Genomic DNA, 13,248 nt, shown 5'->3' with positions numbered 1-13,248 from the left:
GGCCAGCTGGCCGCCGACCGAGGCGGAGCCTGGGGAGGATAGCTCACGATACCCGCGCCTTAGCCGCCCGCAGCGCCGCCTTTTCGCGGGCGATCGGCAGCAGCGCTTTGCCATATTCCTGCGCATCGTTGAGCGGATCGAAGCCGCGGATCAGGAAGTTGTGGACCCCGAGGTCGTAGTAATCGAGCAGCGCGTCGGCAACCTGTTCCGGCGTCCCCACCAGCGCGGTGGAGTTATGCCCGCCGCCCACCAGCTTCGCAATGCCGGTCCACAGGCGCTTATCCACCACGTTCCCCTGCTCCGCCGTCGCCCGCAGGCGCTGGGCGCCGACGCTTTCCGGTTTAGCTTTAAATCCGCCGTCACTCTGCGCCGCGCGCTCGGAGGCCACGTGTAAAATATGTTCGGCTTTTTCCCAGGCCTGCGCTTCGCTGTCGGCGATAATCGGCCGGAAGGAGACGCTGAAATCAATTTCCCGCTGATGTTTTGCCGCTTCAGCCCGCACCCGCTTAACCGTCTCCTGGGTTTGCCCCAGCGACTCTCCCCACAGGGCAAAGACGTTGGCGTGCTTACCGGCCACCCGAATGGCGGCTTCTGAAGAGCCGCCAAAATAGAGCGGAATATGCGGCTTTTGCAGCGGACGAATGGCCGACCATGCCTGCTCGGCCTGGTAGAACTCATTGGCGATATCGACCGGCTGCTCCGCGGTCCAGATTTTTCGTACCGTTTCAAGGAAGGCGTCGGTGCGCGCATAGCGCTGGTCGTGATTGAGATAGTCGCCGTCGCGGCGCTGTTCGGCATCGTTGCCGCCGCTGATAATATGCACCGCGAGGCGGCCGCCGAGCAGATGCTCAAGGGTGGCGAATTTTCGCGCGGCGAGGGTTGGCGAAACAAAACCCGGGCGGTGGGCGAGCAGGAAGCTGATTTTTTGCGTCGACAGCCCGGCCAGGGCGGTTACCAGAAAGCCATCGGGCTGATCGGACCAATGCCCCACCAGCAGACGGTCAAACCCGGCGGCCTCGTGAGTCTGGGCAAAACGAACGATATAGTCGCGGTCAAAAATCGGCCCTGCCGGGGCGATAGTTTCGGACACAAGACGGTGGCCGATCATGCCGAGAAACTGAATGCTCATACAAACTCCTTGGGTCAGGGTAACGGGCTGGCCGCGGCGGCGGCGCGATATCGTTACCCTATACACGGGAGCTTAATGAACAAAATGCATTTTTATCATATCTTAATATGCTAAATCAGCATTTAGATAAATTACGCATGTTTTTCAGTCAGATGACGCCAGCTGTTGCACGATTTTTGCGGCAAAAAAAGTGAGCGGCTGCTGAAGATTAGCCAGATTCTGCGCGCTGATTTGCCATAAGCAGACCGCGGGCTGGAAATCGGCCAGCGCCAGGATGCTAATCTCATCGCGCCACGGGCTGGCGGTCAGCGCCGCGCGGGGCACGATGCCCAGCCCCAGCCCTTGCGCCACCAGGCCAATCTGCAGCTGAGCCCCCGCGGTTTCAGTATTAAGCTGTAGCCGCAGCCCCTGGGCCTGCAGCTCGCGAATCAATCCCGCCCGCAGCCCGCAGCCGTCGGGGTTGAGCACCCAGCCGTGCGCCGCGCAGTCCCGGAGCGCCCCGGCGGAGAGGCGCAGGCTCTTGCCGGCAATCACCACGATATCCAGCGGACACAGCAGCCGCCCGCTGTAGCCCTCCGCGAAGGCCTGCTGCGCCGGGCCCATCGCCAGCACGCCGTCAAGCTCGACGCTTTCCAGACGCTTCTGCAGCTGGCCGCTCCAGCCGCAGGTCACCTGCGGCTGGAGGTGCGGGAACTGCTGACGCAGCGCCGTCAACGCCGGCTGGAGGGCGATTTCAGCCACGCTCTGCGGTAGGCCAAGGCGCAGAACGCCGCGCGGCTCCGCCTCCGGGTCCAGCAGCCCGTAGAGCTTTTTGGTTTCCCGCTTGATGGTCAGGCACTGCTCGTATACGCGATGCCCGGCGACGGTCAGGGTCAACGGCCTGGTCTGACGCTCCAGCAGGGTCACGTTCAGCGTCTGTTCCAGCCGCTGCAGCCGGCGGGTGATCGCCGACTGGGTAATGCCCAGATATTCCGCCGCCTGATTCAGCGAGGAGAACTGTACGGTGGCTAACAGGGCGTCGATGTCGTCAATGCGCATAGGTTCCTTAGAGTCAGTCTCGCCAAACTCTTAATGTTTATTTTGCATATTAATATATGCGGAAATTGCATTTAAATAATATTAACGCCTTTGTTAGCGTATTGACCAGCCCCTCTGACAGGAACCGATGATGAGCACTCCACGACTGGAAAAATTACGCCATTTTATTCAAGACGTTGACGTCCTGCATCGCCAGGTCAGCCAGCCGTCGTCGCTGCTGGATGCGGTTGCCCTGCGGCTGGCGGCGCTGGTGAAGCAGGATGACTGGCTGCCGGACGAGTACGCCCTGCCGCATCCCCATCACTATCAGCAGTATCTGCTGCACGCCGACTCCGGGCAGCGTTTTTCGATAGTCAGCTTTGTCTGGGGGCCAGGACAGTCGACGCCGATCCACGACCACCGGGTGTGGGGCGCGATCGGCATGCTGCGCGGGGCGGAAGAGAATCAGCGCTATCGCCTCGACGACGCCGGAACGCCGGTGGCTGACGGTATCGCGCAGCGGCTCTCCCCCGGCGAGGTGGAGAAAGTCTCCGCCCGCGACGGCGATATTCACCGGGTCAGCAACGCGCTGGCGGACAGGGTATCGATCAGCATCCACGTTTACGGCGGCAATATCGGCGCCGTCAAACGTGCCGTGTACACCCCGGAAGGCGTTAGCAAACCGTTTATCTCCGGCTACTCCAACCGCCATTTACCCAATATCTGGGATCTCTCTAAGGATAATTAATATGCCCGTTCACTCCTTACGCCAGGCCGCACAGATCCGCCAGGCGCTGCTCGACGGCGCTGAGCTGGCGCTGATCGACGTACGTGAAGAAGCGCACTTCGCCACCGCGCATCCGCTGTTCGCCGCAAACCTGCCGCTCAGCAAGCTGGAGCTGGAAATAAGCCGCCGGGTGCCGCGCCTGACGACGCCGATAACCGTTTACGACAACGGTGAAGGCCTTGCAATACTGGCTCTCGAACGCCTGCGCGGCTGGGGTTATCGGGACGTCGCTCTGCTCGACGGAGGGCTATCCGGCTGGCAGCGCAGCGGCGGGGAGCTGTTTCAGGACGTCAACTCCCCGAGCAAAGCGTTTGGTGAACTGGTCGAGAGCCAGCGCCATACGCCTTCGCTGAGCGCGCAGGAGGTTCAGGCGCTGATTGACGGCCCGCAGCCGGTGGTGGTGCTGGACGCCCGACGCTTCGATGAGTATCAGACCATGAGTATTCCCGGCAGCATCAGCGTTCCCGGCGGCGAGCTGGCGCTGCGGGTTGACGGCCTCGTGACCTCGGAGCAGACGCCGATCGTGGTTAACTGCGCGGGACGCACCCGCAGCATTATCGGCGCCCAGTCGCTGCTCAACGCCGGAGTGCGTAATCCGGTCTACGCCCTGCGTAACGGAACCATCGGCTGGACGCTGGCCGGATTAGCGCTGGAGCACGGCCAGCAGCGGCGCTATGACCCTGAGCGGCAGGCGTCGACGGCGCGCCTCCAGCAGGTGCGCGCGCTGGCCGAAAGCGCCGGGGTGGCGTTTATTGACGACGCGACTCTGCAGCGCTGGCGGCGCCAGGAGGATCGGACCACCTATCTGTTCGATGTCCGCAGCCCGGAGGAGTATGCCGCCGGCCACCTGCCCGGCAGCCTCAGCGCTCCTGGGGGACAGCTGGTGCAGGAGACGGACCACCATGCCAGCGTGCGCGGGGCGCGGATCGTCGCGCTGGATGATGACGGCGTTCGCGCGGCCATCACCGCCTCCTGGCTGGCGCAGATGGGCTGGGAGGTGGCGGTGCTGCGCGAAGAAAATCCGGCAGGTTTTAGCGAGCGCGGCGTACCGGCAGCCAGCGTACCGCCGGCCCCGGAGGCGGAAGAGATCGCGCCCCGCCAGCTGGCGGAGCTGCTGAATGAACCGGGCACCGCGGTGCTGGATTTCACCACCAGCGCCAACTACGCGGCGCGGCATATTCCCGGCGCCTGGTGGCTGGTGCGCTCCCAGCTCAAGCAGGCGCTGGCGGTTCTCCCGCCCGCCGAGCGCTATGTGCTCACCTGCGGCAGCAGCCTGCTTGCACGTTACGCCGTCACCGAAGTCGCGGCGCTTACCGGTAAGCCGGTGCAGCTGCTGCGCGGCGGCACGCAGGCGTGGATAGCGGCCGATCTGCCGCTGGAGCGGGGCGATACGCACCTGGCGAGCGAACGTAGCGACCGCTATCGTCGCCCGTATGAGGGAACGGATAACTCTCCCGAGGCGATGCAGGCCTATCTGGACTGGGAGTTCGGACTCGTCGAGCAGCTGGCGCGCGACGCCACCCACGGCTTTAGGGTGCGCTAGCCGGCGCCGCCGTTCTCGCGGTCAGGCGCACGCATAATCCACGAGTACTGGAAGGTTTTCGCTGCCGGGAAATGGGTGCGCCGCCGGAACGAGCCCAGCATCTGCGGCGTGCAGTAGGTGCAGCTGCCCAGCCACTCGACGTTTTCATCCGCCACGCCGGCGCGCTGCAGCAGCAGCCGGGCAAAAGCCTGCAGATCGAACCACAAATTATCCGCCTCCGTCCCCCGGGCCTGCTCCGCTCTGGCAGGCTGCGCGGGGCGCTGATGGAACAGGAGGTCACGATGCCGCCGCGCCAGCTCGCCCGCCGGCATCGTCAGCAGAGAGCGATAAAAGTCGGCGGAGACTTCATAGCAGCAGGCGTGGATATGCGGCCCGATCGCCACTATCACCTCCTCCGGCGCCACCCGATGCTCGCGGAACAGCGCCAGGCTGTTTTCGACGATCCCGCTCGCCGCGCCGCGCCATCCGGCGTGGACGCTGCAGACGTAGCGCCCGTCGCGGGAGGCCATCAGCATCGGCAGGCAGTCCGCGGTCACCACCCCCACCTTTTGCCCGCTTCGGGCGGTGAACACCGCGTCGGCGTGCGGCCGTTCCGCCAAAGGGGCCTGATAGTGATGGACAACGTTGCCGTGAACCAGCTTAACCGGCGCCATTTCGCCGTAGGGAAAGGCGGCGGTCTCGTGCACGTCAAGGAAGGCATGGCGGATGCCGGGAATATCGCTTAATAACCGGGATTGAAAGGACATGATGGCAGCGAAAATAAATTAATGATGATTTACCGTATGCCAAAGTCGGCGGATGCGCAAGGCGGCCGGACGGCAGGCGAAAGAGTGGAATCACCTTGATCTTAAGGGGTATACGCGACGTTTAGCGTTGCTTCCGACAACGCTATATATTTTAATACACAACGATTCTTTCCCATCTAACCGAGCCGCCTATGTCAACACTACCTCGTTTCCTGCTCAGCCTGACGCTGATCGGCAGCACTCTGTTCGCCGGTAACGCCTTTGCCGATCGCACCATCACCGACCAGACGGGGCGCCAGGTCACCCTGCCGGATCGCGTTAACCGCGTCGTCGTGCTGCAGCATCAGACCCTGAACCTGCTGGTGCAGCTTAACGCCGCCGACGACGTTGTCGGCGTCATGAGCAGCTGGAAAAAGCAGCTCGGCCCGGCCTTTGCGCGCTTTATGCCCGCCATCGACAGGCTGCCAATGCCGGGGGATTTAACCCAGGTCAACATCGAAAGCCTGCTGGCGCTGCATCCGCAGGTGGTGTTCGTCGCCAACTACGCTCCCCAGGCGATGATTCAGCAGATTCAGAATGCCGGAGTCCCGGTCGTCGCCGTGTCGCTGCGCCAGGACGCCGAGGGGGAGCAGAATAAAATGAACCCGTCGATGGCCGACGAAGAGCAGGCCTATAACGAAGGGCTGAAACAGGGTATTCGTCTGATTGGCGAGGTGGTCGATCGTAAGGCCCAGGCGGAAGAGCTGATTCGCTACGCCTTTAGCGCCCGGGCGCAGGCCAACGCGCCGGTTGCCGACATTCCCGACGGCCGGCGGGTCCGCGTCTATATGGCTAATCCCGATCTTAATACCTACGGCTCCGGGAAGTATACCGGCCTGATGATGAAGCACGCGGGCGCGCTGAACGTGGCGGCCGCCTCGGTGAAGGGCGCGCGTCAGGTCTCGCTGGAGCAGGTGCTGCAGTGGAACCCGGAGGTGATCTTTGTCCAGGACCGCTATCCGGAAGTGGTGAAACAGATTATCGCCGATCCGCAGTGGCAGAGAATCGACGCGGTCAAAAACCATCGCGTCTGGCTGATGCCGGAATACGCCAAAGCCTGGGGCTACCCGATGCCGGAAGCGCTGGCGATCGGCGAACTGTGGATGGCGAAAAAGCTCTATCCGTCCCGCTATAGCGCCGTCGACGTCGACGCCAGGGCGGAGGATTATTACCAGCGCTTTTACCGCGTAAAATGGACGCCCGATGCTCAGTAATCGTCACCCGGCCCTGCTGCAGGGAGGCCTGGCGCTGGCAACGCTGCTGATCGCCGTGACTTCACTCTGTTTGGGTCAGTATCCGCTGAGCCTCGGCGAGGTCTTTCGCCAGCTTGGCCATCTGTCGCCCGCCGACGGCGTGGCCGGGCAGATCGTCTGGTCGGTGCGTCTGCCGCGGGTGGTGATGGCGCTGCTGGCCGGCGGCGCGCTGGGCCTGTGCGGAGCCACCCTGCAGGGGGTATTTCAAAACCCGCTGGTTGATCCGCATATCATCGGCGTGACCTCCGGCTCCGCTTTCGGCGGGACGCTGGCGATCCTCTTAGGCCTGGACACGCTGCTGATGATGGCCTCAACGTTCGGTTTTGGCCTGCTGGCGCTGATGCTGGTGTACCTGATTGCGGCGCTGCAGGGGCGGGAAAACACCCTGGTGCTGATCCTCTCGGGCATTATCCTCAGCGGCTTTTTCGCCGCGCTGGTCAGCCTGATGCAGTATCTGGCCGATAGCGAAGAGACGCTGCCGAATATCGTCTTCTGGCTGCTGGGCAGCTTCGCCACCGCTAACTGGCATAAGGTGCTGCTGATGGCGCTGCCGGTTATCGCCGCCGCAACCATTCTCTATCGGCTGCGCTGGCGGATTAACCTGCTGGCGCTGGAGGATAAGGACGCCCGCGGGCTGGGGGTATCGGTCACCGCGCTGCGGCGTAGCGTGCTGGTCTGCTGCGCCGTGCTGGTGGCCGCGCAGGTGGCGGTCAGCGGCAGCATCGCCTGGGTCGGTCTGGTTATTCCGCACCTTGCCCGCCTGCTGGTCGGCGCCGACCATCGACGCCTGCTGCCCACCGCCTTCTGGCTCGGCGGCGGCTTTATGGTGGTGGTGGACAGTCTGGCCCGCACCTTAACCCAGGCGGAGATCCCGATTGGGATTATCACCGCCCTGCTCGGCGCGCCGCTGTTTAGCTGGCTGCTTTTCCATTCCCGTCGTCGAGGAACCGTCTGATGGAGGCCTCTCTTAGCCTGACGCAGCTGCTTTATGGCCACCGTCAGCCGCTGTTTGCTCCCCTTAGCCTGCGCTGTCGCGCCGGCGAGATCTGGGCGATCCTGGGCGCTAACGGGCGCGGAAAAAGCACGCTGCTTGATACGCTGACCGGCGTGCTGCCGCCGCTCGGCGGCCGGTTTGAGTCCGTCAACGGCACCGCCATCGTGCCGCAATCTTTTCGCCCGGCATTCAGCTGGCAGGTGCAGGAGGTGGTGCTGATGGGTCGCGCACTCCATGTCGATCTGTTCGCCCAGCCAGGCGCTGAAGATAGACGGCAAGTTCAGGAGGCGCTGCGCCAGCTGGGGATTGCGCATCTGGCCGCCGCATCCTTTCGCGCGCTCTCCGGCGGCCAGCAGCAGCTGGTGCTGATTGCCCGCGCGCTGGTGGGCGCCAGCCAGAATATCCTGCTCGACGAGCCCTGCTCGGCGCTGGATCTCGCTAATCAGCAGGTGGTGCTGCAGCTGATTAGCGATCTGGCGCATCGCCAGACGCGCACGGTGCTGTTCACCACCCACGATCCTACCCACGCCCTGCAGATAGCCAGCCATACTTTACTCCTGCTGCCTGACGGCGAGTGGCTGGCAGGACGCTCCGCCGAGGTGCTGAGCGAAGCCAATCTGCAGCAGGCCTACGGTTTACCGGTCCATAAAATCGATCACCCCGGATCGGCCGTACCGCTGCTGGCGCCGCAGTTTACGATCCGCCGCTGACCGGCAAAAAGCCCGCCGCGCGCAGGTAGCCCTGCCCCTCGTCGCCGAGAATAAAGCGGCTGAGCCGCTGCGCCCCGGCGCTCTCTTCGGTTTGTGTCAGGTAGTAGTCGGCGCGAACGTTCCACGGCGGCGGAATGGCGACGGTACGCAGCGCGTCGCTGGCCGCCATTTGGCCGGCGTAGTGGGCGTAGCCGATAAATAGATCGGCTAACCCTTCGCCAATCAGCCAGGCACCTGCCGTGCTGCCAGGCGGGACCTGTAGCGAGCCCCTTCCCCCCACCAGCTGCCTCGCGCGGGCCATCATCCGCCGCCCGGCCCCCGGATAGCCGGCTTCAATCCGTTCGAATAGTTGCCAGGTATAGTCGCCGGAAGGATCGCAGCCCGGCGTTGAGGTCGCCAGGCGTAGCTGCGGGTCGCAGAGCAGCGTCAGCCAGTCGGCCTCATCGCTAGCGGCCGTTCGTCGCACGGTGAGCATCAGCTGGTTAGCGGCAAACGGCCAGCACTCGCCCGCCAGCCCCGCCTGCTGCAGCGCCTGCGGATGCTGGCTATTGGCGGAGGCGAAAACCGAGCAGCGCTCCCCGGCCTCAATCCGCTCGCGCAGCAGGCCCGCGGGAGCAAAATGCGCCTCGACCGCAATGCCGGTAAGCTGATGAAAACGCGCCAGCAGCGGGACAAAGGCGCCCTTCAGGCTCCCCGCCGCCAGCAGAACGATGCAAGGTGTCATAGATCTCTCGCTGAAGCCCGGAAATGCTGGCTATGGTAACCGGACTGAGCGCGTTTCAGTAGCGAATTTCCGCCAGCTCCCGCAGCCGTTCCGGGGTCGCCACCGGCAAATTGAAAAAGCGCAGGTAGGCGGGGATCATTTCAAACAGCATGTCGGTGCCGCGCTGGATCGCGCAGCCCCGCTCCTGCGCCGCCCGCAGCAGCGGCGTCATTTCGTGGGTCATCACCACTTCGCCCACCCAGCAGGCGGGCGACAGCCGCTGCGGGTCCAGCGGCAGCGGGTCGTCGGCCTTCATGCCCAGCGGCGTAGCGTTGACCACCAGGTCATGCCCCTGCGGATCGCGCTGCATCAGGCTGAGATCCAGCACCGGATAGTGCCGCAGCAGACGCCCGGCCAGCGCCTGCACCGCCTGCGGATGGCTATCGTAGAGCGTCAGGGCGCGGACCCCCGCCGCCGCCAGCGAAGCGGCGATCGCCGAGCCAACGCCGCCGCAGCCGATGACCAGCGCCCGCGCGCCCTGGGGCTGAAAACCCTTGCGGCGGATGCCAAGGACGAAGCCTTCGCCATCAAACATATCCCCGCTCAGGCTGCCGTCGGCCTCGCGGCGAATGGCGTTGCACGCGCCGGCAATTGCCGCCGTGGGGCTGAGATGCTGCACCAGGCCGCAGGTGGCAATCTTGTGCGGCATGGTAACCAGCGCGCCGACGATATTGGTCATCGAGAACAGCGGCGCGATAAAGTCGGCATAGTCCTCAGGTCTGACCCCCATCGGCACCACTTTGACATCCACCTGCTGGTTTACAAACCACGGGTTATAAATCATCGGCGCCTTAAAACTGACGGTAGGATAGCCAAGGTGCGCTATCAGCCGCGTGTTGCCACTAATCACCATCTCCTGTCCCTCTCTCTATTTCGCCAGCTCGATGCGTTTGACGTCGCCAAGAATAAACAGATATGCCACCACGCCGAGCAGCGCCGCGCCGCCGATATAGACCAGCGCATAGAAGAAGCTGCCGAAGGCCGCGACGATAAAGCCGACGATCAGCGGCGTGAGGATCCCGGCAAGGTTGGCGCAGAAGTTGAACAATCCGCCGGTCAGCCCGCCCAGCCCCCGTGGAGCGATATCGGAAATCAGCGTCCAGCCGAGGCCGACCATGCCCTGACCAAAGAAGGCGAACGACATCACGAGGATCACCGCCAGATCGCTGGTCAGCCAGTTGGCGGAGATAATGGTGCTGGCCATCAGCAGGCCGGCAACGATAGGCAGCTTGCGCCCAAGGTTCGCCGAGCCGGTGGCCTTCAGCAGCCTGTCGGATACCCAGCCGCCGAACATCACCCCGCCGGCGGCGGCGAGGAACGGCAGAATGGCGAAGAAGCCCACTTTTAGCCACGGCATGTGGCGCTCGGTCGCCAGGTAGGTCGGAAACCAGGTCAGGAAGAAGACCAGTACCGTATTGCCGGCAAACTGGCCGATGCTGGCGCCGAGGATCTGCCGTTTGCCGAGCAGCTGGCGGACCAGCGGCCAGCTGAAGAGCGTCCGCTGCTGCATCGCGGTAGTCATGCCGCCGCCGCTGGCGATATGGTCACGCTCCTGCGGGCTAAGCTGCTTATCCTCGTGCGGCTCGCGGTAGCAGCGCCACCACACCAGCGCGAACAGCACGCCGACCGCGCCGACGCTGATAAACAGCGTCCGCCAGCCAAAGCTGCCCATGATCCAGAACAGCAGCGGGGAGAAGCAGGCCAGCCCAAGATATTCGCCCACCGTATATACCGCAGTGGCTTTGGCCCGCTCCTGCTGGGGGAACCAGGCGCTGACGACCCGGCTGTTGACCGGAAAGCACGGCGCTTCGCTGACCCCGAGGCCAAAACGGCAAAGCAGCAGCGTCTTGAGGCCAAGCGCCATGCCGTGAAACAGGGTAAACAGCGACCACAGGGTCAACGACAGGAAATAGGTCACCTTGTTGCCGAAACGGTCGAGGAACAGGCCGCCGGGGATCTGCGCCAGCGCGTAGGTCCACGCGAAGGCGGAAAACACGATCCCCATCACCGCGGCATCGATGCCGAGCTCGGAGGTTAAGCTGGGGGCCGCAATGCCTAATACCGTTCGGTCAAGGTAGTTAATCATCGTACCGACGGCCAGCAGCGAAAGGATCCCGATACGCCGCCGGGAGCGGCGCGCGGTGGTCACGGTCGCCGCCGTCGCCGCGTGGTTATGGCTATAAGAACTCATAGTCGTTTCCTGTCATAGACACGTTATCACCCGGGCCGCTGTTGTACGGGCGGCAGGAACGTTGCCGCCTTAGCGCAGCGCGAGTGATGTGGTGCGTTGGGTGCAGATGAATATTGTTATTGTATGGGCGACACGTATCAGATGAACCATTTGATACAAACTAGCCGTACTGCATCGCCGAAAGACGCACCGCCGCGTTCGCCGCGCCGTAGAGCGCGTAGCCGTCACGTCTTTCGGTCAATTCAAAGAAAAAGCGCCCTGCGGAAAAGGGTCGGGTGTAGAGATGCAGGAATTCACCGCCCTGGCCATCGCGGTCGTAGAGGAGCTGCAGACGTTTGAACAGCGCCACGCTCTCACCTGCGCCAAAGCGCGCCGCTAAATCCTCATAGTAGTTTGCCGGGATCGGCAGCGCGTTAAGGGAGACCTCAGGCAGGTAATCGAGGATGGCCGGCAGATCCCGGCAGGCGAAGGCCACATGCTGCAGGCCTGCGCCCTGATAGCAGGCAACGGAGCGGGCAATCTGCGTCGCGCGGCTTTGAGAAATATTCAGCGCCAGGCGGATGTTGCCCTGCGGGCTATGTACCGCAAGGCTTCGCACCAGACCGTACGGATCCGGCAGCGTCTGTTCATGTTCGAGCGTAAAGCCGAACACCGTGCGGAAGAACATAATCCAGTTGTCGCGGCTGTCCGCCTCCATCCCGAGCGCCAGGTGATCGATGCCGCTGTAATCATCGCGCACAGCCGCAGGCGGCTGCAGGTGGAAATCGCGGGCATAGATATCGTCCCCGCGCTCAATCAAATAAATCAGGCTGCCATCCGGGGCGCAAACCGCCGGAATCGGGCTTTCATTCGGCCCGGCGTCGCCCTGCCAGGTGGCGTAGCCGTAGGCGCGAGCGCGCGCAATAATCGGCGCGCTGCGGCTGACGCCAAGGGCCATCGCGCACAGCGAGATCCCGTGGCGCTGGTAGAAATGGTCGGCCCAGCTGTGCGGCTGAAAGTTGACGACGGCTCTTGCCGCCCCGTTACGCCACAGCGCCACCTGTTTCGAACGATGCTGGCCCTCCTGCTGAAAACCCAGCTGCGCCAGGCGCTGGCCGAGGGTTTTGGCCTCGGAGGGGCTGGCGGCAAATTCAATAAACTCCAGCCCCGTGTAGGGGGCTAACTCCGGCGCGTCAAACAGCGCCGCATCGCTGCTCGCCAGCTGGCGCCGGGTCTGCTCTTCCAGCCACAGCAGCGAACGGTAGCCGTCTTTCGCCGTCGCGCCGTTCGGCGAGGCGCGAAAACCATCATTAAAGATCTCCAGCGACCACGGGCCGCGATAGCCGCAGCGGGTCAGCTCGCAGGCAAAATCCACCAGCGGCAGCTGCCCCTGGCCGGGGAAGCAGCGGAAATGGCGGCTCCATTCGAGGACATCCATCTTCATCAGCGGCGCGTCGGCAAGCTGCAGGAAGGTGACTTTATCCACCGGCACCTCGTGGAGGCGCGCCAGATCGTCGCCGCGCGCCAGGATATGGAAGCTGTCGAGTACGATGCCCATTGCCGGGCTGTTCACCGCTTTTACCCGCTCCCAGGCCTGATGCCAGAGGTTAACGTGAGTCCCCCAGGCCAGCGCCTCATAGCCCACGATAATGCCCTCCTGCTCCGCCAGATCCGCCAGGGCGCGTAAATCCGCCACCTGCAGGGAGATATCGGCGGAGCAGTCCGGCTGCACGTTGCTGCAAAGCAGCATGGTGTCGCAGCCAAGCTCATGCATCAGCGCGAATTTGCGCCTCGCCCGCGCCAGATTGGCCGCAAACTGCGCGCGGCTGGCGCCTTCAAAATCGCGAAAGGGTTGAAAAAGCGTGATTTTTAGCCCTAAATCAGCCGCCAGATTACGAATATCCGCCGGCGTGCCCGTATAATAGAGCAGATCGTTTTCGAAGATTTCGACGCCCTGATAACCCGCAGCGGCAATGGCGTGAAGCTTTTCAGGTAAGGTACCGGAAATCGAGACGGTGGCGATTGAGCGCAGCATAGATCCTCGTGTCATCAGCGGACGTGAGCCCTGAATATGTATCATTTGGTTCATTCGCGCCA

12 protein-coding genes are annotated in these 13,248 nt (G+C 63.4%); 5 read left to right on the top strand and 7 right to left on the bottom strand.

Annotated elements, in window-relative coordinates; all coding sequences use genetic code 11:
• Positions 1 to 43: 43 nt before the first annotated feature.
• Both NWP14_RS02625 and NWP14_RS02620 read right to left on the bottom strand, forming a co-directional pair.
• Entirely contained in the window at positions 44 to 1,129 is a 1,086-nt protein-coding gene (locus NWP14_RS02625) for an LLM class flavin-dependent oxidoreductase (protein WP_375214722.1), read from the bottom strand.
• A 144-nt stretch (positions 1,130 to 1,273) separates the two neighbouring features.
• Positions 1,274 to 2,167, bottom strand: coding sequence for a LysR family transcriptional regulator (locus NWP14_RS02620; RefSeq protein ID WP_095102125.1), 894 nt, complete (start codon positions 2,165 to 2,167; stop codon positions 1,274 to 1,276).
• A gap of 130 nt (positions 2,168 to 2,297) precedes the next feature.
• Between NWP14_RS02620 and NWP14_RS02615 the strand changes: the two genes are divergently transcribed.
• On the top strand, positions 2,298 to 2,894 hold the full coding sequence (locus NWP14_RS02615) for a cysteine dioxygenase (RefSeq protein WP_331833851.1): 597 nt from the start codon (positions 2,298 to 2,300) through the stop codon (positions 2,892 to 2,894).
• 1 nt (position 2,895) lies between these two features.
• On the top strand, positions 2,896 to 4,476 hold the full coding sequence (locus NWP14_RS02610) for a rhodanese homology domain-containing protein (protein WP_375214721.1): 1,581 nt from the start codon (positions 2,896 to 2,898) through the stop codon (positions 4,474 to 4,476).
• Here the strand turns inward: NWP14_RS02610 and NWP14_RS02605 are convergent.
• The gene (locus tag NWP14_RS02605; RefSeq protein WP_375214720.1) at positions 4,473 to 5,222 is read right to left on the bottom strand and encodes a polyphenol oxidase family protein; all 750 of its coding nucleotides are present in this window, start codon (positions 5,220 to 5,222) and stop codon (positions 4,473 to 4,475) included. The genes NWP14_RS02610 and NWP14_RS02605 overlap by 4 nt on opposite strands.
• A gap of 191 nt (positions 5,223 to 5,413) precedes the next feature.
• Here NWP14_RS02605 and NWP14_RS02600 point away from each other — a divergent pair, with 191 nt between their 5' ends.
• From NWP14_RS02600 to NWP14_RS02590, 3 genes are read left to right on the top strand one after another with little or no spacing between them, the layout of a single operon-like run.
• Positions 5,414 to 6,475, top strand: coding sequence for an ABC transporter substrate-binding protein (locus NWP14_RS02600; protein ID WP_375214719.1), 1,062 nt, complete (start codon positions 5,414 to 5,416; stop codon positions 6,473 to 6,475).
• Positions 6,465 to 7,469, top strand: coding sequence for an iron ABC transporter permease (locus NWP14_RS02595; RefSeq protein ID WP_095102114.1), 1,005 nt, complete (start codon positions 6,465 to 6,467; stop codon positions 7,467 to 7,469). The genes NWP14_RS02600 and NWP14_RS02595 overlap by 11 nt, the downstream gene beginning before the upstream one ends.
• Positions 7,469 to 8,218 carry an ABC transporter ATP-binding protein gene (locus NWP14_RS02590; protein ID WP_375214718.1) on the top strand — a complete coding sequence of 250 codons (750 nt, stop codon included), beginning with the start codon at positions 7,469 to 7,471 and terminating at the stop codon, positions 8,216 to 8,218. The genes NWP14_RS02595 and NWP14_RS02590 overlap by 1 nt, the downstream gene beginning before the upstream one ends.
• Here the strand turns inward: NWP14_RS02590 and NWP14_RS02585 are convergent.
• The 4 genes from NWP14_RS02585 to NWP14_RS02570 all read right to left on the bottom strand — a co-directional run bounded on the left by NWP14_RS02585 (position 8,202) and on the right by NWP14_RS02570 (position 13,186).
• The gene (locus NWP14_RS02585) at positions 8,202 to 8,942 is read right to left on the bottom strand and encodes a substrate-binding domain-containing protein (protein ID WP_375214717.1); all 741 of its coding nucleotides are present in this window, start codon (positions 8,940 to 8,942) and stop codon (positions 8,202 to 8,204) included. The two genes, NWP14_RS02590 and NWP14_RS02585, sit on opposite strands and share 17 nt — an antisense overlap.
• Before the next feature lie 55 nt (positions 8,943 to 8,997).
• A complete protein-coding gene (locus tag NWP14_RS02580) occupies positions 8,998 to 9,834 on the bottom strand; it encodes a shikimate dehydrogenase family protein (RefSeq protein WP_375214716.1) in 837 nt (278 codons plus the stop codon).
• Between the two features lie 15 nt (positions 9,835 to 9,849).
• Entirely contained in the window at positions 9,850 to 11,172 is a 1,323-nt protein-coding gene (locus tag NWP14_RS02575; RefSeq protein WP_331833856.1) for an MFS transporter, read from the bottom strand.
• Positions 11,173 to 11,332: 160 nt separating this feature from the next.
• Complete coding sequence (locus tag NWP14_RS02570) at positions 11,333 to 13,186, bottom strand: bifunctional sugar phosphate isomerase/epimerase/4-hydroxyphenylpyruvate dioxygenase family protein (protein WP_375214715.1); 1,854 nt, start codon at positions 13,184 to 13,186, stop codon at positions 11,333 to 11,335.
• Positions 13,187 to 13,248 lie beyond the last annotated feature (62 nt).

Origin of the sequence: Klebsiella sp. C349492 (assembly GCF_042055345.1) — a bacterium.
Classification (GTDB): domain Bacteria; phylum Pseudomonadota; class Gammaproteobacteria; order Enterobacterales; family Enterobacteriaceae; genus Klebsiella; species Klebsiella scottii.
Note: the sequence above shows the minus strand (reverse complement) of the source record. Positions and strands in the feature narration are given on the sequence as shown.

Coding starts and splice junctions, on each gene's coding strand:
- NWP14_RS02615 (WP_331833851.1), top strand. CDS start 2,298: ATGAGCACTCCACGACTGGAAAAATTACGCCATTTTATTCAAGACGTT.
- NWP14_RS02590 (WP_375214718.1), top strand. CDS start 7,469: ATGGAGGCCTCTCTTAGCCTGACGCAGCTGCTTTATGGCCACCGTCAG.
- NWP14_RS02625 (WP_375214722.1), bottom strand. CDS start 1,129: ATGAGCATTCAGTTTCTCGGCATGATCGGCCACCGTCTTGTGTCCGAA.
- NWP14_RS02605 (WP_375214720.1), bottom strand. CDS start 5,222: ATGTCCTTTCAATCCCGGTTATTAAGCGATATTCCCGGCATCCGCCAT.
- NWP14_RS02575 (WP_331833856.1), bottom strand. CDS start 11,172: ATGAGTTCTTATAGCCATAACCACGCGGCGACGGCGGCGACCGTGACC.
- NWP14_RS02580 (WP_375214716.1), bottom strand. CDS start 9,834: ATGGTGATTAGTGGCAACACGCGGCTGATAGCGCACCTTGGCTATCCT.
- NWP14_RS02585 (WP_375214717.1), bottom strand. CDS start 8,942: ATGACACCTTGCATCGTTCTGCTGGCGGCGGGGAGCCTGAAGGGCGCC.
- NWP14_RS02610 (WP_375214721.1), top strand. CDS start 2,896: ATGCCCGTTCACTCCTTACGCCAGGCCGCACAGATCCGCCAGGCGCTG.
- NWP14_RS02600 (WP_375214719.1), top strand. CDS start 5,414: ATGTCAACACTACCTCGTTTCCTGCTCAGCCTGACGCTGATCGGCAGC.
- NWP14_RS02570 (WP_375214715.1), bottom strand. CDS start 13,186: ATGCTGCGCTCAATCGCCACCGTCTCGATTTCCGGTACCTTACCTGAA.
- NWP14_RS02595 (WP_095102114.1), top strand. CDS start 6,465: ATGCTCAGTAATCGTCACCCGGCCCTGCTGCAGGGAGGCCTGGCGCTG.
- NWP14_RS02620 (WP_095102125.1), bottom strand. CDS start 2,167: ATGCGCATTGACGACATCGACGCCCTGTTAGCCACCGTACAGTTCTCC.